The organism is Sinorhizobium mexicanum (assembly GCF_013488225.1).
In the GTDB taxonomy this organism is placed as follows: domain Bacteria; phylum Pseudomonadota; class Alphaproteobacteria; order Rhizobiales; family Rhizobiaceae; genus Sinorhizobium; species Sinorhizobium mexicanum.
The window spans coordinates 1,117,447-1,136,792 of record NZ_CP041238.1; the positions used below are offsets into that span (position 1 = coordinate 1,117,447).

Annotated in this window: 23 protein-coding genes; 9 read left to right on the top strand and 14 right to left on the bottom strand. The window is 61.6% G+C overall.

Going from position 1 to position 19,346, the window contains the following annotated elements; translation table 11 throughout:
- The first annotated feature begins 221 nt into the window (after positions 1 to 221).
- On the top strand, positions 222 to 1,010 hold the full coding sequence (locus tag FKV68_RS05195) for a L,D-transpeptidase family protein (protein ID WP_180940462.1): 789 nt from the start codon (positions 222 to 224) through the stop codon (positions 1,008 to 1,010).
- A gap of 151 nt (positions 1,011 to 1,161) precedes the next feature.
- Here FKV68_RS05195 and FKV68_RS05200 read toward each other — a convergent pair whose 3' ends face one another.
- Positions 1,162 to 1,638 (bottom strand): MarR family winged helix-turn-helix transcriptional regulator, encoded by a 477-nt coding sequence (locus FKV68_RS05200; protein ID WP_180940463.1) that lies wholly within the window; start codon positions 1,636 to 1,638, stop codon positions 1,162 to 1,164.
- 113 nt (positions 1,639 to 1,751) lie between these two features.
- On the opposite strand from FKV68_RS05200, the gene FKV68_RS05205 reads away from it, so the two are divergent.
- A complete protein-coding gene (locus FKV68_RS05205) occupies positions 1,752 to 2,174 on the top strand; it encodes an organic hydroperoxide resistance protein (RefSeq protein WP_180940464.1) in 423 nt (140 codons plus the stop codon).
- A 207-nt stretch (positions 2,175 to 2,381) separates the two neighbouring features.
- Here the strand turns inward: FKV68_RS05205 and FKV68_RS05210 are convergent, their stop codons facing one another.
- The gene (locus FKV68_RS05210) at positions 2,382 to 3,944 is read right to left on the bottom strand and encodes a helicase HerA-like C-terminal domain-containing protein (protein ID WP_180940465.1); all 1,563 of its coding nucleotides are present in this window, start codon (positions 3,942 to 3,944) and stop codon (positions 2,382 to 2,384) included.
- A 257-nt stretch (positions 3,945 to 4,201) separates the two neighbouring features.
- Between FKV68_RS05210 and FKV68_RS05215 the strand changes: the two genes are divergently transcribed.
- A complete protein-coding gene (locus tag FKV68_RS05215; protein WP_180940466.1) occupies positions 4,202 to 4,594 on the top strand; it encodes a hypothetical protein in 393 nt (130 codons plus the stop codon).
- An 81-nt stretch (positions 4,595 to 4,675) separates the two neighbouring features.
- On the opposite strand, the gene FKV68_RS05220 is transcribed toward FKV68_RS05215, so the two are convergent.
- Positions 4,676 to 5,509: an aldo/keto reductase gene (locus FKV68_RS05220; RefSeq protein ID WP_180940467.1), complete on the bottom strand. Its 834-nt coding sequence runs from the start codon at positions 5,507 to 5,509 to the stop codon at positions 4,676 to 4,678.
- An 80-nt stretch (positions 5,510 to 5,589) separates the two neighbouring features.
- The gene (locus FKV68_RS05225) at positions 5,590 to 6,771 is read right to left on the bottom strand and encodes an MFS transporter (protein WP_180940468.1); all 1,182 of its coding nucleotides are present in this window, start codon (positions 6,769 to 6,771) and stop codon (positions 5,590 to 5,592) included.
- Positions 6,772 to 6,925: 154 nt separating this feature from the next.
- Here FKV68_RS05225 and FKV68_RS05230 point away from each other — a divergent pair, with 154 nt between their 5' ends.
- On the top strand, positions 6,926 to 7,819 hold the full coding sequence (locus FKV68_RS05230) for a LysR family transcriptional regulator (protein WP_180940469.1): 894 nt from the start codon (positions 6,926 to 6,928) through the stop codon (positions 7,817 to 7,819).
- A gap of 100 nt (positions 7,820 to 7,919) precedes the next feature.
- Here FKV68_RS05230 and FKV68_RS05235 read toward each other — a convergent pair whose 3' ends face one another.
- The 3 genes from FKV68_RS05235 to FKV68_RS05245 form a co-directional block, all read right to left on the bottom strand.
- Positions 7,920 to 8,582, bottom strand: coding sequence for a haloacid dehalogenase type II (locus FKV68_RS05235; protein WP_180940470.1), 663 nt, complete (start codon positions 8,580 to 8,582; stop codon positions 7,920 to 7,922).
- 172 nt (positions 8,583 to 8,754) lie between these two features.
- On the bottom strand, positions 8,755 to 9,306 hold the full coding sequence (locus FKV68_RS05240; protein ID WP_180940471.1) for a phosphatase: 552 nt from the start codon (positions 9,304 to 9,306) through the stop codon (positions 8,755 to 8,757).
- Positions 9,307 to 9,377: 71 nt separating this feature from the next.
- A complete protein-coding gene (locus FKV68_RS05245; protein ID WP_180940472.1) occupies positions 9,378 to 10,418 on the bottom strand; it encodes a zinc-dependent alcohol dehydrogenase family protein in 1,041 nt (346 codons plus the stop codon).
- Positions 10,419 to 10,598: 180 nt separating this feature from the next.
- On the opposite strand from FKV68_RS05245, the gene FKV68_RS05250 reads away from it, so the two are divergent.
- Positions 10,599 to 11,480, top strand: a complete 882-nt coding sequence (locus FKV68_RS05250) for a branched-chain amino acid aminotransferase (protein ID WP_180940473.1) — start codon at positions 10,599 to 10,601, stop codon at positions 11,478 to 11,480.
- 134 nt (positions 11,481 to 11,614) lie between these two features.
- Here FKV68_RS05250 and FKV68_RS05255 read toward each other — a convergent pair whose 3' ends face one another.
- The 4 genes from FKV68_RS05255 to FKV68_RS05270 all read right to left on the bottom strand — a co-directional run bounded on the left by FKV68_RS05255 (position 11,615) and on the right by FKV68_RS05270 (position 13,788).
- Positions 11,615 to 12,025: a VOC family protein gene (locus FKV68_RS05255; RefSeq protein ID WP_180940474.1), complete on the bottom strand. Its 411-nt coding sequence runs from the start codon at positions 12,023 to 12,025 to the stop codon at positions 11,615 to 11,617.
- Positions 12,026 to 12,159: 134 nt separating this feature from the next.
- Positions 12,160 to 12,681, bottom strand: coding sequence for a hypothetical protein (locus tag FKV68_RS05260; protein WP_180940475.1), 522 nt, complete (start codon positions 12,679 to 12,681; stop codon positions 12,160 to 12,162).
- 62 nt (positions 12,682 to 12,743) lie between these two features.
- Entirely contained in the window at positions 12,744 to 13,331 is a 588-nt protein-coding gene (locus tag FKV68_RS05265; protein WP_180940476.1) for a TetR/AcrR family transcriptional regulator, read from the bottom strand.
- A 130-nt stretch (positions 13,332 to 13,461) separates the two neighbouring features.
- A complete protein-coding gene (locus tag FKV68_RS05270; protein WP_180940477.1) occupies positions 13,462 to 13,788 on the bottom strand; it encodes a hypothetical protein in 327 nt (108 codons plus the stop codon).
- Positions 13,789 to 14,006: 218 nt separating this feature from the next.
- On the opposite strand from FKV68_RS05270, the gene FKV68_RS05275 reads away from it, so the two are divergent.
- Positions 14,007 to 14,609: a superoxide dismutase gene (locus FKV68_RS05275; RefSeq protein WP_180940478.1), complete on the top strand. Its 603-nt coding sequence runs from the start codon at positions 14,007 to 14,009 to the stop codon at positions 14,607 to 14,609.
- 286 nt (positions 14,610 to 14,895) lie between these two features.
- On the opposite strand, the gene FKV68_RS05280 is transcribed toward FKV68_RS05275, so the two are convergent.
- The gene (locus tag FKV68_RS05280; RefSeq protein ID WP_180940479.1) at positions 14,896 to 15,609 is read right to left on the bottom strand and encodes a helix-turn-helix transcriptional regulator; all 714 of its coding nucleotides are present in this window, start codon (positions 15,607 to 15,609) and stop codon (positions 14,896 to 14,898) included.
- 134 nt (positions 15,610 to 15,743) lie between these two features.
- Between FKV68_RS05280 and FKV68_RS05285 the strand changes: the two genes are divergently transcribed.
- The 3 genes from FKV68_RS05285 (at position 15,744) to FKV68_RS05295 (ending at position 18,155) form a co-directional block, all read left to right on the top strand.
- Entirely contained in the window at positions 15,744 to 16,382 is a 639-nt protein-coding gene (locus FKV68_RS05285; RefSeq protein ID WP_180940480.1) for a LysE family translocator, read from the top strand.
- Positions 16,383 to 16,707: 325 nt separating this feature from the next.
- Positions 16,708 to 17,154, top strand: coding sequence for a c-type cytochrome (locus FKV68_RS05290; RefSeq protein ID WP_180940481.1), 447 nt, complete (start codon positions 16,708 to 16,710; stop codon positions 17,152 to 17,154).
- Between the two features lie 86 nt (positions 17,155 to 17,240).
- Positions 17,241 to 18,155 carry a c-type cytochrome gene (locus tag FKV68_RS05295; RefSeq protein WP_180940482.1) on the top strand — a complete coding sequence of 305 codons (915 nt, stop codon included), beginning with the start codon at positions 17,241 to 17,243 and terminating at the stop codon, positions 18,153 to 18,155.
- Between the two features lie 21 nt (positions 18,156 to 18,176).
- Here FKV68_RS05295 and FKV68_RS05300 read toward each other — a convergent pair whose 3' ends face one another.
- Together FKV68_RS05300 and FKV68_RS05305 are read right to left on the bottom strand one after the other, a co-directional pair.
- Positions 18,177 to 18,758, bottom strand: coding sequence for a DJ-1/PfpI family protein (locus tag FKV68_RS05300; RefSeq protein WP_180940483.1), 582 nt, complete (start codon positions 18,756 to 18,758; stop codon positions 18,177 to 18,179).
- A 12-nt stretch (positions 18,759 to 18,770) separates the two neighbouring features.
- Entirely contained in the window at positions 18,771 to 19,274 is a 504-nt protein-coding gene (locus FKV68_RS05305; protein WP_180940484.1) for a GNAT family N-acetyltransferase, read from the bottom strand.
- Positions 19,275 to 19,346 lie beyond the last annotated feature (72 nt).

A 19,346-nucleotide genomic window follows, 5' to 3' on the forward strand; every position in this document is an offset into this window, starting at 1 on the left:
TTTCGTTCCAGCCGTAGATGCAATGCCACCGGAGAGGGTGAGGAAAAAGCACAAGAGCCGTTCTGTTCGCATCCCGACCTGAGAATCGATCACGATGATTTTGGATTGATTTAACCCGCGATCGTCATGATCTTCCTGACCCAGAGCGAGGAGGTGCGAATCGCCGATATCGGTCGCGCCATTTGCCTTCCGCCTGCTGCACTCAAACCCGTTAGAGTTCGATGCCCACGCTGCCCAATTTCTCCCGCCGCCAGTTTCTCCGTACATCCGGACTCGTAGCCATCTCCGCCGGGCTTGCGAGTTGCACGTCGTCGATGAACACGGACCGCTTCCGTCAGCAAACCATGCCGGTTTACCGCAATCCGGCGCTGGAGGGACGCTGGATCGATCCGCGTACGGGAGCCTTGCTGGAGGGCCCGGTCGAGGAGGCGGCACTGCCGACCGGCCTGCCACCGCAGGACCCCTATTACTCGCAAATTTATGCCGCGGTGGACGATGGCGGTTATCTGGTCCCGGCTGTGCCTTATCAGCAGATCGACGCTCGATTTTACCGCCAGGAGGTCGACGACCCATTCGGGGAGCAGCCGGGCACGATCGTGGTCGACACCGCCGATCGCTTTCTCTATCTGGTCCAGCCGGGCGGAAGGGCCATGCGGTATGGCGTCGGGCTCGGTCGTGAGGGCTTCGCCTGGTCGGGACGCGGCGTCATTCAGTGGAAGCAGAAGTGGCCGCGCTGGACGCCGCCAGGTACGATGATCGAACGGCAGCCGGAGCTTGCGCGCTATTCGGAAAGCGCAGGCGGGATGCAGCCTGGCTTGAACAATCCGCTCGGCTCACGCGCGCTCTATATCTTCCAGAACGGCCAGGACACCTTGTATCGCGTACACGGAACGCCGGAGTGGCAATCGATCGGGAAGGCCGTTTCCTCCGGCTGTGTGCGCATGCTCAACCAGGACGTCATGGATCTCTACGACCGCGTCCGCGGCAAGGCGCCGATCCTCGTGATCTAGAGCAATTCCAGGAAAAGTGTGTAACGGTTTTCCGTCCGGAATTGTGTTATTTCAAAGAGTTAGATCATTTCACTGCTTCCATGAAACAATGAAATGACCTAGCCAACGGAGGCGCGCTCCGCTCTAAAGCGATCGCCGTTGACGAATGCAGTCAGCTTTCTCGCTGACTGCTGGTCATCCGTTGGGTTAAGCGCTGCAGCGCCTCGCGCAACTCACGGACTTCTTCCAGGGTGCATCCGGTCGCTTTGCTGATGTCGGCGAGGATGCCGAAGGCCTCGGGTTTCAGGTTCCGACCCTTTTCCGTGAGGCTGACGATCACCTGCCGCTCGTCGTCGCGATCGCGGAGCCGGGTGACATAGCCGGCGGCTTCCAGCCGCTTCAGCAAAGGGGAAAGCGTACCGGAATCGAGGCCCATGTCCTCGCCGATCCGTTTCACCGTCATCTTGTCCTGTTGCCAGAGCGCCAACAGCACGAGGTATTGCGGATAAGTGAGGCCAAAGCGATCGAGCAGCGGCTTATAGGTGCGGTTGAACGCGTGCCCAGCCGAATAAACCGCAAAGCACAATTGCTGGCCCAGCGTCAGCGCTTCATCGGATATCGCCTCAAATTTTTCCGGCTTGGTCGTCATGATCGCATTGTCGCAAATTCACGGCCGTAATGCAATTTGCAAAATTAATTTGCGTGCAATTTAATATTGCGATATAGAATGCATATCGACAACGATCATCGAAGGAGACTGCCATGCCTATCCTCTATCGCACCACCGCCTCCGCGACGGGCGGTCGCGCCGGCCAGGCCAAGAGCGCCGATGGCGTCCTCGACATCAGCCTCACCGTTCCGAAGGAGCTTGGTGGCGACGGTGCCCGCGGCACCAACCCGGAGCAGCTCTTTGCTGCCGGCTATTCTGCCTGCTTCCTCGGCGCGTTGAAATTCGTTGCCGGCAAGGAAAAGGTAAGACTTCCGGAAGACACGAAAGTGACAGGCACCGTCGGGATCGGCCCGCGCGACGACGGCACGGGCTTCTACATCGATGCGGCGCTCGAGATCGCTTCGCCCGGCGTGGATAAAGCCGTCCTTGAGGATCTGGTCCAGAAGGCTCACATCGTATGCCCATACAGCCACGCAACCAGGGGCAATGTCGACGTGAAGCTGACGGTGGCTTGAGGCAAGCGCGATTGTCTAGCGCATCGGCCCGAAAATCGGAATCGATTTTCGGAAAGCACGGCGCTGTAAATGCACTGAAGCCCGGGCATTCGCCCCGGGCGTCGAATATTGACGGCGGCGTCTGTGCAAGCGATGCGACCGAACGAAGAACTCGGCGGCTCCTCCCTCCGCCGCCTCAGGCTTTCTTGAGGAACTCGGTGCTGCTTGCTATCGCTTCAGGCTACCGAGGATGCCGCGCACGAGGGCGCGGCCGACCTGCGTTGCGACCGTGCGGGCAACGGATTTCATCGCCGCTTCGACGATGGTTTCGCGCTGATAGCCGGATGAGCGCGGCCGCGCCTGCCTGCCGGAGGGCGCCGCCGGTTCATCGTCGCCGAAGCCGGGCAGGGTCCAGCGGCTGCCTTCGGACGTCTCTTCCGCAGGCTGCTCTTGCGCCTGGCGTGCGGCGTCGGCCTGCTCGGCAGCCTTCGCGGCGCGCTTGGCAAGCAACTCGTAAGCCGATTCCCGATCGAAATCCTCATCATAGAGCCCGCGCACGGGACTGACATCGATGACCTTTTGCCGTTCGGGCTCAGTCAGCGGGCCAAGGCGTGATGCCGGCGGGCGGATCAGCGTTCTCTCGACCATGGACGGCGAGCCCTTGCCTTCGAGCGTCGAAACGAGCGCTTCACCGGTGCCGAGATTGGTGATGACCTCGGCACAGTTGAAGTCCGGGTTGGGGCGGAAGGTGTCGGCCGCGGTCTTCACCGCCTTCTGTTCGCGCGGCGAATAGGCGCGCAGCGCATGCTGGACACGATTGCCGAGCTGCGCCAGCACCGTCTCCGGCACATCAAGCGGGTTCTGGGTGACGAAGTAGACGCCGACGCCCTTGGACCGGATCAGGCGCACCACCTGTTCGACGCGCTCGACGAGAACCTTCGGCGCGTCGTTGAAGAGCAGATGCGCTTCGTCGAAGAAAAACACCAGCTTCGGCTTGTCCGGATCGCCGACTTCCGGCAACTCCTCGAAAAGTTCGGAAAGGAGCCAAAGCAGGAAGGTCGCGTAGAGCCGCGGATTCATCATCAGCTTGTCGGCGGCAAGCACCGAGATCGCGCCGCGTCCGTCATTGGTCGTGCGCATGATGTCGGTGATCTTCAGCGCAGGTTCGCCGAAGAAGTGCTCCGCACCCTGTTGCTCGAGGATGAGCAACTCGCGCTGGATCGAACCGACCGAGGACTTGGAAATGAAGCCAAACTGGTTGGAAAGCTCGCTTGCATTGTCGCCCATGTAGTTGAGCAGCGCCTGGAGATCCTTGAGGTCCAGGAGCGGCAGGCCGCCTTCGTCGGCGATCTTGAAGGCGATGTTCAGCACACCTTCCTGTGCGTCGGTGGCATTCATCAGCCGCGACAGGAGCAGCGGTCCCATCTCGGACATTGTCGTGCGGACCCTATGGCCTTTCTCGCCGTAAAGGTCCCAGAAGATCACCGGAAATTCCTGGAAGTCGTAGGGCGTGAGGCCAATCTGCTCGGCACGCTTGAGCAGGAAATCCTTCGGTTCCCCGATCGCGCCGATGCCGGAAAGATCGCCTTTCACGTCGGCGCAGAAGACCGGAACGCCGGCATTCGAGAATCCTTCCGCAAGGATCTGCAGGGTCACCGTCTTGCCGGTGCCGGTTGCACCGGTGATCAGTCCGTGACGGTTACCGAATTTCAGCTCCAGATATTCGCCCTTGTTGATCGAATCGTCCGGCTTGCGGCTGGTACCGATATAGAGCTTGCCTTCTTGCAGCATGTGGGCTTGATCTCCGTTTTGCCAATGAAAGCGGGCGTTTCGTTGCACAGCGCTGTCACCGGAATATCGTGTGTTTCTGTTATAGGCGGTGCAGTTGGGCGCGGCAACTGGCTCGTCGAGTGCGTTGCCAAGGGCGACGGTCCGTGAAACGATGCGCCTCTCGGCGATGGCCGCGATCGCATTTCGTTGCCGCTTGTTATTTCGGAAGCGATCATTTACGTCAACGTCAACGTCAAAATCTAATCGAGGAGATTTCCATGAGTGAGCTGGTCACCCGCGTTGCGGAAAACGTCGGCATCGAGCCCGCAACGGCCGAAAAGGCGGTCGGCATGATTCTCGGCTTTCTGCAGCGCGAGGCGGCTGAAGGTCCGGTTGCCAGGATGATCGAAGCCATTCCAGGCGCCCCGGAATTGGTCGCCCAGTACAACGGCGAGGGCAGCAACGGTGGCGGTCTGCTCGGCGGCTTGATGTCGGCGATCGGTGGCGGCGGTGTCATGGCGCTCGGCCAGCAGCTAATGAGCCAGGGCCTCGGCATGGGCGAGATCACCTCGCTTGCCAAGGAAACGATCGCCTTCGCCAAGGAAAAGGCGGGCGACGAGGTCGTCGATGAGGTCGTCGCCTCCGTTCCCGGCCTCAGCCAGTTCGTCTGATCGTTCTACCCACGCAGAACACCCGCGTGATCCGGCGGGTGTTTTGTTTTTGTCTTATCGCGAGCGCCGCGATGCAGTCACTCAGGCTGCTTTATCCCATTGGGGCGCCAGACCCGCAGGGCTGACGATCCGGCCGTCCGGGCGCGCAAGCTTGCGGATCGCCGCCATTTCCTCCGGCGTCAGTGCAAAATCGAAGATCGCGAAATTCTCCTTGAGCCGGGCCTCCGTCGCTGTCTTCGACAACGTGATCACGTCCTTCTGCTGCACAAGCCAGCGCAAAGCCACCTGCGCCGCCGTCTTGCCGTGGCGCGCCGCGATATCCTTGAGCAGGGGGTCGGACGGTACCTTGCCATTGGCCATGGCATAATAAGCAGTGAGTGACATGCCCAGCGCACGCGCGGCCTGCAGAACCTTCGTCTGGTCGAGATAGGGGTGATACTCGACCTGGTTGGTCGCGATCGGCGCATCGCTGAGCCGGACGGCTTCCTCCATCTGCGCGATATTGAAATTGCTGACGCCGATATGGCGTACCTTGCCGGCCTTCTGCACTTCGTTGAGCGCACCGATGCGCTCGGCCATCGGCACGTCGCTGCCCGGCCAGTGGAGGAGGAGCAGATCCACGTAATCAGTCTTCAGCTTTTTCAGGCTCTCGTCGACGGAGGCGAGGAAGGCGTCGTGGCGATAATTATCGACCCAGACCTTCGTGGTCAGAAAGATATCCGCGCGTCGAACGTCGGACTTGTGGATCACTTCGCCGACTTCCGCCTCGTTGCCGTAGATCTGCGCCGTGTCGACATGGTGGAAGCCGAGTTTGAGCGCTTGGGGCAGGACGCGAAGCACATCGGCGCCGGGCATGCGGAAGGTACCGAAGCCGAGGGCGGGAAGATTGGCGCCGTTGGAATTGACTGCGTGCATGGAAAGCTCCTTGGTTGGGAGAGGCTCGACAGGTGCCGGGCGAATTCGACATTCTATACTTGTTGCGGCAGGACGAAGGTTCAAGCGGGCTGTTCGACGAGAACCGCGCGCCGGTCGAGCGCGCCGCTCCACAACGTCAGAACCAGGGCGACGGTAACCAGCATCGCGCCGACCAAGGGCGTCGAACGGAGACCCAGTGGCGAGGAGACTACAAGGCCGCCAAGCCAGGCGCCGACCGCAATGCCGAGATTGAAGGCGGCGATGTTGAGGGCCGAGGCGACGTCGACGGCGCCGGGGCGGTATTGCTTGGCAAGCTGGACGACATAGAGCTGCAGGCCTGGCACGTTGGCGAAGGAGAGGAAGCCGAGTGCTGCCAGCGTGGCCAGCGTCAGGACCGGGGAGGGGGCCGTGAAGGTGAAGAGCAGGAGCACGGCTGCCTGGGCGAGAAAGAGGCCGATCAGTGCCTTCACCGGATCGCGGTTGGCAATCTTTCCGCCGGCGATATTACCGATCGCGATGGCGATGCCATAGAGAACCAGGATGAGGCTGACGCTGCCTTCCGAGAAACCGCTGATTTCCTGCAGGATCGGTGCGAGAAACGTGAAGGCGACGAAGGTGCCGCCATAGCCGAGCGCGGTCATGGCAAAGACGATCAGCAGACGGCCAGATCCAAGCACGCGAACCTGATCGACGAGACGCGCCGCGGCCGCCTTGCTCAGCGTATTCGGGAGCAGGGCTGCGATGCCGATGAAGGCGATTGCGCCAAGCGCGGTAACCGCCCAGAAAGTGGCGCGCCAACCGAAGGTCTGGCCGATATAGGTGCCGAGCGGCACGCCGGTGACGATTGCCACGGTCAATCCCATGAACATCATTGCGATCGCCGAGGCGCGGCGATCCTCGGGCACGAGATCGGCGGCAATCGTCGAGCCGACAGAGAAAAAGACGCCATGCGCGAAGGCCGATAGCACCCGTGCGACGAGCAGCAATTCGTAGCTCGGCGAAAGCGCCGCCGCGGCATTGCCGATGATGAAGAGAGCCATCAGCCCGAGGAGCAGTGGCTTGCGCTCGATGCGACCGGTGAGCGCGGTCAGCACCGGCGCGCCGAAGGTGACGCCGAGGGCGTAAACGCTGACGATGAGGCCGGCGAGCGGCAGGCTGATGTGTAGATCGGAAGCGACTGTCGGCAGGAGACCGACGATCACGAATTCCGTTGTCCCGATCGCATAGGCCGCGATCGTCAAGGCAAAGATAGCGATGGGCATAGAAATACCTTCCCGCCCGCACGCGGTGCGGGCTGAGCTTTGCGGCCTTGCCGCGGTTGGTGGTTGATGACCCGGAATATGGATCGATCGGGCTTGCGCGATAATCCGGGGGAATGGATAAACGCCTGTGAACTGAAATCAAAGGTGAAGGCAAATGGACAATCGCGCCGGCGAAATGGAAGTGTTTGTTGCCGCAGCTGAATTGCGCAGCTTTTCCGCCGCCGGCCGGCGACTGAAACTGTCGCCGTCCGCCGTCAGCAAGCTTGTCTCGCGCATCGAAGACAGGCTGGGGACCCGGCTCGTCGTGCGCTCCACCCGCATACTGCAGCTGACACCGGAGGGAGAAATCTATCTTCAACGCGCGCAGCGCATCCTGGCGGCGATTGCCGAGACGGAACAGGTGGTTGCCGGCGGCGGCCGGGCGATGCCGCGTGGTCCGCTACGGGTGAACGCGTCCGTCGGTTTCGGCGAGCGCTATATCCTGCCGCTCGCTGCCGAATTCCTCGCGCGCTATCCCGACGTGCAACTGGACCTCTCTCTAACCGACAGCACGATCGACCTGATCGAGGAGCGGACCGACATCGCCATTCGGTCCGGTCCGATGCGCGACTCCACGCTGAAGGCACGCAAATTGCTCGATAGCCGGCAGGTGATTATCGCGGCACCGGCCTATCTCGACGCTCATGGCGTGCCACGGGCGCCCGATGACCTCGCCCGCCACAATTGCTTCACCTTCAATTTCCGCCGCAGTCTCGACGGCTGGCCTTTCCGTGACTCGGGCTCGTCCAACGTCTATGTACGTCCGGTCACCGGCAACATGCAGGCAAACAGCGGCGCCATCATTCGCAATCTCTGCCTGTCCGGCCTCGGCCTTGGCCGCGTCGGAGAGTTCCACGTGCAGCCGGATATCGACGCGGGCCGATTGGTGCCGGTGCTGGAGGATTACAATCCGGAAGACATAGAACGGGTGCACGCCGTCTATGCCGGGCACGAATATCTTGCTGCCCGCATCCGCGCTTTCATCGATTTCCTGGTAGAGAGAATCTAATGCATGTCGCCGAAAAGTGCGCAGCGGTTTTGGGGCAACGACATGCATAAATCAAAGAGGCATGTCGCCCAAAAGTGCGCAGCGGTTTGGGTTTACTGGCTCAGATGCCGAACTGCAGGCTCTCGAGCGAGGGGAGAATGAGCGCCGGACCATAGTCCTTGTACTCGTCCGGCATGTCGGAGCGGTTGATCCAGACGGTGCGGAAGCCGAACTTTGTCGCTCCCGCGATGTCCCAGCGGTTCGACGATTGGAACGAAACCGCATGCGGATAAAGCCGGTATTGCGTCGTCACCAGGTCGTAGACGGCGGGCGCCGTCTTGAACGCCTTGACCGCGTCGACCGAGAACACGTCGTCGATCACGATGTCGAGCGCAGCATTCTTCACCGCCGATGCGAGCATGGCCGGCGACCCGTTGGAAAGAATGGCGATGCGGGCGCCGCGCTCCTTCAAACCCCTGAGCACGGCCGGAACCTCCGGATAGCAGTCGAGCTCCCAATACGCATCGAGCAGCGACTTCTTGAGCTTCGGATCGGCCGAGGGGAAGCGCTGAAAGGCGTAGTCGAGCGACTGCTCGGTCAGTTGCCAGAAGTCGACATAGGCGCCCATCAGCGAGCGCACCCAGGAATATTCGAGCTGCTTGGCGCGCCAGAGTTCGGAAAAGGCCTGGCCGTCGGGGCCGATCGCTTCGGCATGGCGCCGCACCGCCGCATGCACATCGAAAAGCGTGCCATAGGCATCGAAGACGTAGGCCGCCAGAGACATCGAACTCTCCCGTCATCACCGTTCAGCGGCGCATCACGCATCGTGCTCGCTGAAAATCGGTTCCGACTTCGGCCCCGGTGCGGTAGGCGCAGCGCTTGGTCAGTTGTTTCCGGGATCATGTCAAAACTTTGTGCGGCGCACAATGCCATCATGCCTGGCCGTGCTAATTTAATTAGCCTTTCCAGACTTTTGCCGGAAAACGCAGCGCCTGTTTTGCAAGTTTTCCCTTGAGCCCGAGCGCGGCATCACAGAGCCCGACGACATGCCGGTTCGGTTTGGCTTCCGGGCGAAGCGCATGAAGCGCCGCGGCCGCTTCCTCGGGCGCCATGTAGCGCGCCAGAATGCCGAGCGTCAGCGCGGTCGATCTGCCGAAGCCCCGAAGGCAGTGGACCAGCAGATGCGCATCCTCGGGCAGCGTGTCGATGAAGCCGAAGGTTGCCTCGATCGCCTCCGCCCGTGCGGCATCGGGTGCGTCCGGGTCGGTCGCATCGCCGAAGTAAAGCTCCAGATGCCGCTCGGGCGGCAGTTCGATCATGGAAAGCAGGCGGCTTGCAGGCGCGCGGATCGAGACGAGATGCGACGGCTGCCAAAGGTGGCGGTAATGGCGCGCCTCGGTCTGCGAACTGACGATCACGCGTATCGGCCAGCCGTTAGGATGCCGGGAATTGCTGCCGAGAACAGGCCGATAGAATTCGGTTTCGCTGGTTTGAGCCGCAAGCGCCATGACGGGACCCTCGTTGATTCGTCTTGCTTGCGAAGACCATAACAGCGCGCAGCGGCGATCGGAATCCCTGATCAGAATCGCGTGATCACGCTGATCCCGAGATCCGTCGCCCGGTCCATCGTAACCAGCGCCGGCACGGCTTCTTCGAGCGAGATCTCGCGGCCGATCAGTTGCTTCGGGTTCAGCTTGCCGGCGGTGATCATCGACAGCATCGCGTCGTAGCGCCAGGCCTGCATGCCGTGGCTGCCGTAGATCTCGAGCTCGTGGCCGATCACCTGCGCCATCGGGATCTCAGGTGTTGCATGCTCGGCGAGCATCAGGCCCACCTGCACATGGCGCCCGCGCCGGCGCAGGTTCTTGATCGAATTGAAGCACGTAACCGGCGAACCGAGTGCGTCGATGGAGACGTGGGCGCCGCCCTTGGTGATTTCTCTCACGGCCTCCGCAACGTCTGCCGTTTCCTTGCCGTTGATTGCGGCCACGGCGCCAAGTTTGCGGGCAAAGGCGAGCTTTTCCTCGGAAATGTCGATTGCGATCGGGTTGGCGCCGAGCGCCGCGGCGATCATGATCGCCGAGAGGCCGACGCCGCCGCAGCCGTGGACCGCCACCCATTCGCCTCCCTTGACGCGCGCCTGGTCGGCAACCGCCCGGAAGGATGTGGCGAAGCGGCAGCCAAGGCTTGCGGCGGTCGCGAAATCCATGCTTTCCGGCAGGTGCACGAGGTTCTGGTCGGCAAGGTCGATCGCCACATATTCGGCAAACGAGCCCCAATGGGTGAAGCCCGGCTGGAACTGTGCCTCGCAAACCTGCTGGTTGCCCGAGCGGCATTCGGTGCAACGGCCGCAGCCGGAAACGAACGGAACGGTCACGCGGTCCCCGACCTTGTAGCGAAGAACACCGCGTCCGGCGGCCGCAATCGTTCCCGCGAGCTCGTGGCCAGGCACATGCGGCAAACGAATGTCCGCATCATGTCCCATCCAGCCATGCCAGTCGCTGCGGCAAAGGCCGGTCGCCTCGACCTTGATAACAACGCCGTATTCACTCGGGTTCGGATCCGGCAGAACCTTGATCTCCGGCGTCTTCTCGAACGCGTCGTAATACATCGCCCTCATGACTGGTCTTGCTCCTGTGCTCGTCAGCCTATTTTGGCATGGTGGTTCGGCCTGTTCCACAATGGACCCCATGACATTTTTTGATGTACCTATTCACCCCGGTACTGTCTTTTTCGGCTACTGCATGTTTCCTTAAATCGTATTCGATTTCCGAACGGACGATAACGAGAGGAGACGCCGATGGCCGTCGATACATCCCCCCGCTCAACCACCTGGACCTATGTCGACGGTGAATGGCTTTCCGGCAATCCTCCGCTGATCGGGCCGACCTCCCACGCGATGTGGCTCGGCTCCACCGTTTTCGACGGTGCTCGTTGGTTCGAGGGCATCGCGCCGGACCTTGACCTGCATTGTCAGCGCGTCAATCGCTCGGCTGTTTCGTTGGGTCTCAAGCCCACCATGTCCGCTGAAGAGATCGAGGCGCTGACCTGGGAGGGCGTGAAGAAGTTCGACGGCAAGACGGCAATCTACGTCAAGCCGATGTATTGGGGTGAGCATGGCTCCTGGAGCGTCGTGGCGGTCGATCCGGAATCGACGCGCTTCGCGCTCTGCCTGTTCGAGGCACCATTGGGCAACGCTCACGGCGGCTCGTCGCTGACCCTGTCGCCCTTCCGCCGGCCGACGCTCGAGTGCATGCCGACGGATGCCAAGGCGGGTTGCCTTTATCCAAACAATGCCCGGATCCTCAACGAAGCGCGCTCGCGCGGCTTCGACAATGCACTGGTGCGCGACATGCTCGGCAATATCGCCGAGACCGGATCCTCCAACATTTTCATGGTGAAGGACGGTGTCGTCTTCACGCCGGCCGCCAACAAGACCTTCCTTGCCGGCATTACCCGCTTCCGCGTCATGAGCCTCTTGCGCGAGGCCGGCTTCGAGGTGGTCGAGACCACGATGACAATGGCCGATTTCGAGGCGGCAGACGAGATCTTCACCACCGGCAATTATTCCAAGGTGCTGCCCGTGACCCGCCTTGACGACCGCGACCTCCAGGCTGGCCCGATCGCCGCCAAGGCGCGCGACCTTTACATGGACTGGGCGCGTTCGAGCCGAGATGTCTGACGGCGCGGATACGGCTTAGTGGCCGGCTCGCCCCAACTCGGAGAAATGCTCCGCCGGCCGATCGCGACGACTGTTTCTTGTCGCGCCGGTGGCGAATGGCCATGCGCCTGCCCCGCCTTTGTTCCCCTCACGGCTCAGTCTCCGAGCGGACGGATGACGACATCGGCGGACGAGCGCGTTGTCGGCCCGTGATAGACCGCCTCGATGTTGTTGCCGTCCGGGTCGAGGAGAAAGGCGGCGAAATAGCCGGGATGGTAGGATCGCTCGCCCGGCTCGCCGTTGTCTTTTCCGCCGTTCGCAAGGCCGGCTTCGTAGAAACGGCGAACCGCGTCCGGATCGATCGCCTGGAAGGCGACATGCACATGGCTGCGATAGGCTTCGGCCTGGTCGATGTAGAGTTCATCGAATGCAATCGCCTGTTCGGTCTCGAACGTCGGCTGGTGGCCGAGAGCGGCAAGAATCGCGCGATAGAAACGCTTGCTGGCGGCGAGGTCTCTTGCGCGGAGATGCAGATGGTCGAGCAGCCGTCCCTGATGGAATTCCATAACGTCCTCCGCTTGCGTGTTCTGTGCATGGACGCTGGAAGACATAGGACCCTTATGCAGGATGTCGATGCGGCTGCCGGACAGACGGAAACAAATGCCGCCTTCGAGGCGCACGGAGCCGCCCTCTCCCGCGGTCAGCGGGAGAGGGGAGTGCGGGCGACTCTCACCGCAACTGCGCGCTTGCGGATCGAATAGGCTTGGAGCGAAACGCCGGAGAGGAAAATCACGAGCCACACCATCAGGGTCGTCTGGACGATCGGCGAGTCCGGTCCGCTCGCGAGTGGTTGCGAAGCAGGCAGTCGCGTCAGCGACTCGTTAACCGCCGGCACGATCAGCAGGAAAAAGCTGAAGCTTAGTCCGAAGCTGGAGAGATAGGGCTTCAAACGGCCGAGTCTGTCTGTGCGGGCCGCAGCAAGGCTCCCCGCCACGGCAACAAGCGTCACGATGCCGAGCGCATGCCCCTCGTTGAAGCCGCCGGTGCTCGACAGTCCGAAGGATGTCAGCACCGAGAGCACCAATGAGGAGAGATAGAACTTGCCCGAACGTGTCTCCGGCAGGATCGCGCCGTGGCGCGCAAAGCCGTAGAGACCTGCGACGACCGGCGCGAGACTGATCGCCGTATGGACAATGCCGAGGGTGGAAAGGGGGTTGGCCATTTTCCTGTTCCTTTTGCTTGTAGACCGACTAGTTGGTTGATTCCGACTCAAAAATGATGCGCTTATCTCATCGGCCGCTGCAGGATCTGTTCGACCGCGCGGCGGGCAATTGCGGAGAATACTTCAGGGTCCGATCCGGCAACACGTGCGGCAAGCATGGCGCCGTGAACGGTTGCCATGAGCATTTCCGCTTCGGCGGCAGCGCCCTTCTCCGCCTCCAGTGTGCCGGCCCGGGTTCCATCGTCGATGATGGCGGCAAGCCAGGAAGCAAGGTCCGAAAAGTGGCCCTGCACCTGCCGCACGACGCCCTCCGGCAGCGACGGAATTTCCGAGGCAAGCAGGGCACCGATGCAGAAAGGCTTTTCCTTTCTGCGGATGCAGTCTTCCCAGTAGCCGATATAGGCGCCAAGCCGCTCGGCCGGATCGGACACTGACGAAAGCAACTCTTCGACGCTACGCCGATTCTTCGCGCGGTAACGAGCCAGAACCTTCTCGGCAAGGTCGGCCTTGGTCGGAAAGTGGTGATGGATTGTTGCCTTGCCGACGCCGACCTCCGCTGAAATGTCCGCATAGCTGAACGCGTTGTAGCCCCTCGAAACCATGAGGTCCTCCGCCGCGTCCAGGATTTTTTCATATGTCGCGCTTGCCATGGCAAGAACCTACCGACTAGTTGGTCGGCAAACAAGTGCCCGAATCTCACAAGATCGTGACAGGAGGCCCGCGCACCGCCGCGGATGTCTTTGAGAGGCGGAAGCGCGGATCACGTTATCGGCTTGTCAATTACGGCTTGGACACGGGTATCACCTGAGCGCCGATCTCGCCGCCGATCTCCACGGCTTTGGTCTGCTTGTCATAGACGCAAATCTGCGTGACGTTGCCGTCGCCGCCCTTCGGCTTGCCGTAGACGAGTGCCACTCCGTAGCTTTCGGTACCGAAAGGATCAACGATCGCGCTGACGCCCTCAAGTGATTCGGCGGCGACAATGCATTTCGCCGACACGTCTGCCCGAAATTCTTCCCATGCGTCGCCCGACGAAGCATGTGCAGGACCTGCAGCAAGGCTTGCTGCGGCGAAAAGGCTCAGGATCGAGGTATGGTGCGTCGGCATGTTTTATTCCTCATTGCTTGTGGGAGACGCGCGGGTAGTAGCACGCCGATCGTGACGAGAATTTGCCAAGGAGAACGGCTCGTCAGAAACGCAACGAAAGTATTTTGCGTGTGGCAGAGAAATTTTGGCACCGCATCGGTTGCCTCGGTCTATGCCGGTGCCTATGTTCCCGCTCACAGATTTCCTTGACGAAATCCATACCAAGAGGAGATGCCACGATGGCTTTCGAATTGCCGAACCTTCCCTATGACTACGATGCGCTCGCCCCCTATATGTCGCGCGAAACGCTCGAGTATCATCACGACAAGCATCACCTCGCTTATGTGACGAACGGCAACAAGCTCGCCGAGGACGCCGGTCTTTCCGGTCTTTCGCTCGAGGAAGTCGTCAAGAAGTCCTATGGGACCAACCAGCCGCTGTTCAACAATGCGGGCCAGCACTACAACCACATCCATTTCTGGAAGTGGATGAAGAAGGGCGGCGGCGGCACCAGCCTGCCGGGCAAGCTCGACGCGGCGATCAAGTCCGACCTCGGCGGCTACGACAAGTTCCGCGCCGATTTCATCGCCGCCGGCACCGGCCAGTTCGGCTCCGGCTGGGCCTGGCTCTCGGTCAAGAACGGCAAACTTGAAATCTCGAAGACCCCGAACGGCGAAAACCCGCTCGTCCACGGCGCGTCGCCGATCCTGGGCGTGGATGTCTGGGAGCATTCCTACTACATCGACTACCGCAACGCCCGCCCGAAGTACCTCGAGGCCTTCGTCGACAATCTCATCAACTGGGATTACGTGCTCGAAATGTACGAAGCCGCGACGAAGTAAGCGGCTGCCGCGACAGGCAATTCGGCCCGGCGCTTGCGCCGGGCCTTTTCGTTGCGGTCGATGGCGGGGTGGGGATGGCCAGCGGCTGTGCTTTTCGTCGAGGCTGGTGAATTGCCCTCTCCTCCGGTTTAACCCGAGGACTAACCCTCTCCCCGCGAGCGGGGCGAGGGGACTTTGGGGAGAGCTTCGCCGCTTGGCCCTTCGCCCCGCTTGCGGGGAGAAAGTGGCGGCAGCCAGATGAGGGGCGTTTCTCTGTCTCGAAGCCGTTTGAGTTCCGAGCCTCTGCCTACCCATCCTCCGCCTCAAGCGGCCGTGCGGCATTGATCTGCCAGCCGCTGATCCACAACTGCCTGAGATTGTTGCCCTCGCCACGGAAAAAGACGTTGACTGGCTCGCAATGCTCCACCCGGTCGGCGCGGAAGTTGCGGATGTCCTGCCGCAGTTCGCACCAAGCGACCATCATCGCGTGTTCCGAATAATAGATCAGCGCCAGCGGGCGCACGGTGCGCTCGCTTGCCCGCCCGAGTTCGTCGCGATAGTCGAGCGCGAGCTTCTGCTCGTCGCGGATTGCGCGGCGAACCATGGCGAGATCGATGGCCGGCGGCGGTGCTGCAACAGTGCCCCAGGCGTGTAGTGCCTGGGACTGGAACGCCTGGCGCAGCGGCCCGGGGACGGCGCCGGTGATCTTCTGGTTCACGCGCCGTGCGGCCGCCTTCAGTTCCTCGTCGCCCGTGCGTGCCAGCAGTGCCAGCGCCAGCACCATCGCCTCCGTCTCTTCGATCGTGAACATCAGGGGTGGCAGATCGAAACCGGGCCTCAGGATATAGCCGAGGCCGCGTTCGCCTTCGATCGGCACCCGCATCGCCTGCAGGGCGGCGATATCGCGGTAGATCGAGCGCGCCGTCACCTCCAGGGTTTCGGCAATTTCCGCGGCCGTTACCGGCTTCCTGGCAAGTCGCAGGATCTGGATGATTTCAAACAGGCGGGACGCCTTACGCACGGAAAAAACCTCCATCGCCTCAAAAGGCTCCTGACAAATCCCTGTCAGTTGGGCAGCGATATAACATGTGTCAACGGATTGAAAAATCGACAATCCGGTCGCGCATTCACACGGAAATCTCACGGACAACTGACATGAGTTACGCGGAAAACCTCTGGCTTTTCTTCACCCTTCTCTTCGGCATAATCATCGTGCCCGGCATGGACATGGTCTTCGTGCTGGCCAATTCACTGACCGGCGGGCGGGCCTCCGGATTGTCGGCGACAGCCGGTATCATGGCTGGCGGCGTGCTGCATACACTCTATGCCGCGCTCGGCGTGAGCGTCGTCCTGCATCTCGTGCCACAGCTTTTCAACGTGCTGCTTGTCGCCGGCGCCCTCTATATCGGCTGGATCGGCTTCTCGCTGTTGCGCAGTTCGATCACCATCGGCGGGATCGAAAAGGCGGTGCAACTGTCGCGTTGGGCGAGCTTTCGCCAAGGCGCCCTGACAAGCCTGATGAATCCCAAGGCTTATCTTTTCATGCTGGCCGTCTATCCGCAGTTCCTCAAGCCGCAATTCGGTCCGATCTGGTCCCAGGCCGCGGTCATGGCGGTGATGATCGCCCTGACGCAGCTCTCGGTCTATGGCGGGCTCGCGCTTGCCGCCGGCCGCGGCCGTGATCTGCTTGTCGGCAGTCCGGGCGCAACGGTGGCAATCGGAAGGGCGGCCGGTTTCGTGCTGGTTGCCGTTGCCGTCTTCACCGTATGGCATGGATGGGCGGCTGTCCGGTGAGGAAGCGGTTTGCGGTCGCTCCTACTGCATGTTTCGTTAAATCGTGTCCGGTATAACAATCAAAACACGCAGCAATTCAAGGTGCTACAGCATCCTATGCGCGCCTGATAACACGCGCGATGCACTAAGTATTAAGGCACGGCGGACTTGTCCGAGCTGTTTCCAGGACGCGACAAACGCCGGTAGTACGGCGGTCGAAACCAATAATGTTGAAAAGGACAAGAACATCAAAAAAATGTTACCTCCGTCGAAAGAACAAAATGCCATCATGCGCCGTCTTCAACAGGGACCCGCAGGAGCGGGTTCGAATGACCGGGAGATCATGATGAAGATACGAGCTATTATTCTTTCCGCCGCCCTCGCAGGCGTGGGTGTCACCGTCGTGGCGGCGGCGGACGAGCCACAGGCGGTGCGCCAGCAATTGATGAAGAAAGTCGGTAAGGCCGCCGGTGCGTTGAGCGGTATTGCCAAGGGCGAAAAACCCTACGATGCGGAAATCGTCAAGGCATCGCTGACGACGATCAGCGAGACGGTGAAGATCTTCCCGACACATTTCCCGGCGGGCTCGGAAACCGGCTCGGAAACCGAAGCAAGCCCGAAGATCTGGCAAAACATGGACGACTTCAAGGCCAAGGCTGCCAAGCTCGGCACCGACGCGAGCACCTTCCTCGCCCAGCTTCCCGCCGACAAGGCTGGCGTTGGCGCTGCGCTCGGCATTCTCGGCAAGGACTGCTCCAGCTGTCACGAAACCTATCGCCTGAAAAAGGACTGAGAGGCGTTCCTTCATTCTGACCGTTTGCGATGCGCCGGCCCTGCTTGGCGCATCCTTCTTTGTCTTCCAGCATGAAGGGAGGCCCGATGGGCCGGCGAACAACGAAACTGCTGTCTGGTCTGGTCGTGCTGGCTCTTGCCGGAGCCGGCGTTTTTTGGTGGCTGACGAAACCTGCTCCGTGGGATGAAGCCCATTGGGAGGGGCTCGGCGAACCGGACCTCGCCAACGGCGAACAGGTTTTCTGGGCAGGCGGCTGCGTCAGCTGCCATGCTGCGCCGGGGGCACAGGATGACGCGCGGCTCGTGCTTTCAGGTGGCCGGGCACTGAAAAGCCCGTTTGGTACCTTCCATGTTCCCAACATCTCGCCCGATGAAAGTGCCGGCATCGGCGACTGGACGCTCGCCGAGTTCGGCAACGCCATGACGCGCGGTGTCGGGCAAAATGGCGAGCACCTCTATCCATCTTTCCCGTACGGTTCCTACGTGCGCATGACTGCCAAGGATATCAATGATCTCTGGGGATATCTGCAGACGCTGCCGAAGAGCACCAATGTGACGCCACCGCATGACTTGCCGTTTCCCTATAATATCCGCTTGGCGCTCGGCGGCTGGAAGCTCTTGTTCTTCAGCGACGAGCCGCGCGTCGAGGTGAATACGGCGGATGCGAAGCTCGCCCGCGGGCAGTATCTGGTCGAAGGTCCCGGCCATTGCGGCGAGTGCCACACGCCGCGCAACGCGCTCGGTGGGTTCGAGACTGGCAGGTGGCTCGCCGGCGCGCCGAACCCCGAGGGCGAAGGCCGCATCCCGAACATCACGCCGGGCTCGAAAAGTGTCGGCAGTTGGAGCGCGTCCGACATTGCCTCCTACCTGGAGACCGGCTTTACTCCGGATTTTGATTCAGTGGGCGGCTCGATGGTCGAGGTACAGAAGAACCTGGCGAGGCTTTCACCCCCCGACCGCGAGGCGATCGCCGCCTATCTGAAGGCGCTTCCGCCGCTTTGAAGGGTTCGCTGCCGGGCTGCGCTACCGTGTAGCTGGAACGACCGCATGTTCCTTCGCGTAGAGCGAAAGATAATCGTCAAGCGCTGCGGAACCGAGGCCGAGCGCGTGGAAAATCTCGGCCGTAAAACTGACCGGGGCCGTGCCCGCAGCAGTCACCAGCCGGCCGCTGCGAAGGGCCTGCGGTTGGTCGCAGTAGTGCTGGTGACCGCGATAGCCGGCGACCGCCGAGAGACTTTCGGCCGAGTTGCCCGTGTGGTCCGCTTCGTTGAGAATACCGCTGGCGGCGAGCGCAAGCGTCGCCCCGCAAATCCCTGCGACGACGCGGTCTTTCCCATGGAAGGCATGGATCATCGCGGTGAGATTGGGCGCTGCCGCGGTTTCCCAGGTTGAGCCGCCGCAGAGCACAAGCGCATCGAACTCCGCCGGTGCCAGCGTTTTGGTCGGCAGGTGCGGGGTGATGTGAAGGCCGCCCATCGACGTCACCACGGTGCCGCCGGGCGTGGCGATCAGCACGTCGAGCCCGAGCTCGGTGCGCGCCGTGGCCATCAGCAGCGCGCATTCCCAGTCGGCGAAACCTTCCGTCAGGACGATTGCGAGGCGCATGTGCCCTCCCGTTCAGCCAAGTTTCTGCATATAGCGCATGCCCGTGACAGGTCGAGGTACGAAGCGCTCGGATTCGTAGAAGCGATGCGCCTGGAAATTGCCGGTGGCGGCGCTGACGGAAAGATAGTCGCAGCCGGCGATGCGCGCCTGTTCGCGCGCCTTGGCAACGAGGTGTCGGCCGATACCGGTGCCGCGGTGGCCGGGACGCACGAAGAGGTGATGCAGTTCCATGCCGCGCATGCCTTCTGCCGCTCGGTAGGTCGGCACAAGGATGGCGTATCCGATCAACTGGTTGCCGGCTTCGGCGACGAGCGCTGTGATCCAGGGCGTGCGGCTGAAGAGGTCGCGCTCAAGCCGTTCCGGCGCAAGCGGTGCGTCGTCGTCGTGAAGCGCCGCGAGCTCGACGATCATCTCGTGCAACGCGGGAAGATCGCGCGGTTTGGCGCAACGGATCGTCACCAGCGGTGGACGTACCGATGGCATCGGATGAAGGGAAGGGGTGGCGGTCTGCAACATTCTCGGCTCCTATGGTTCTGCCGCCATCAGGTGCCGTGAAAAACAAAAGCCGCCTGATGGCGGCCTTGTTGA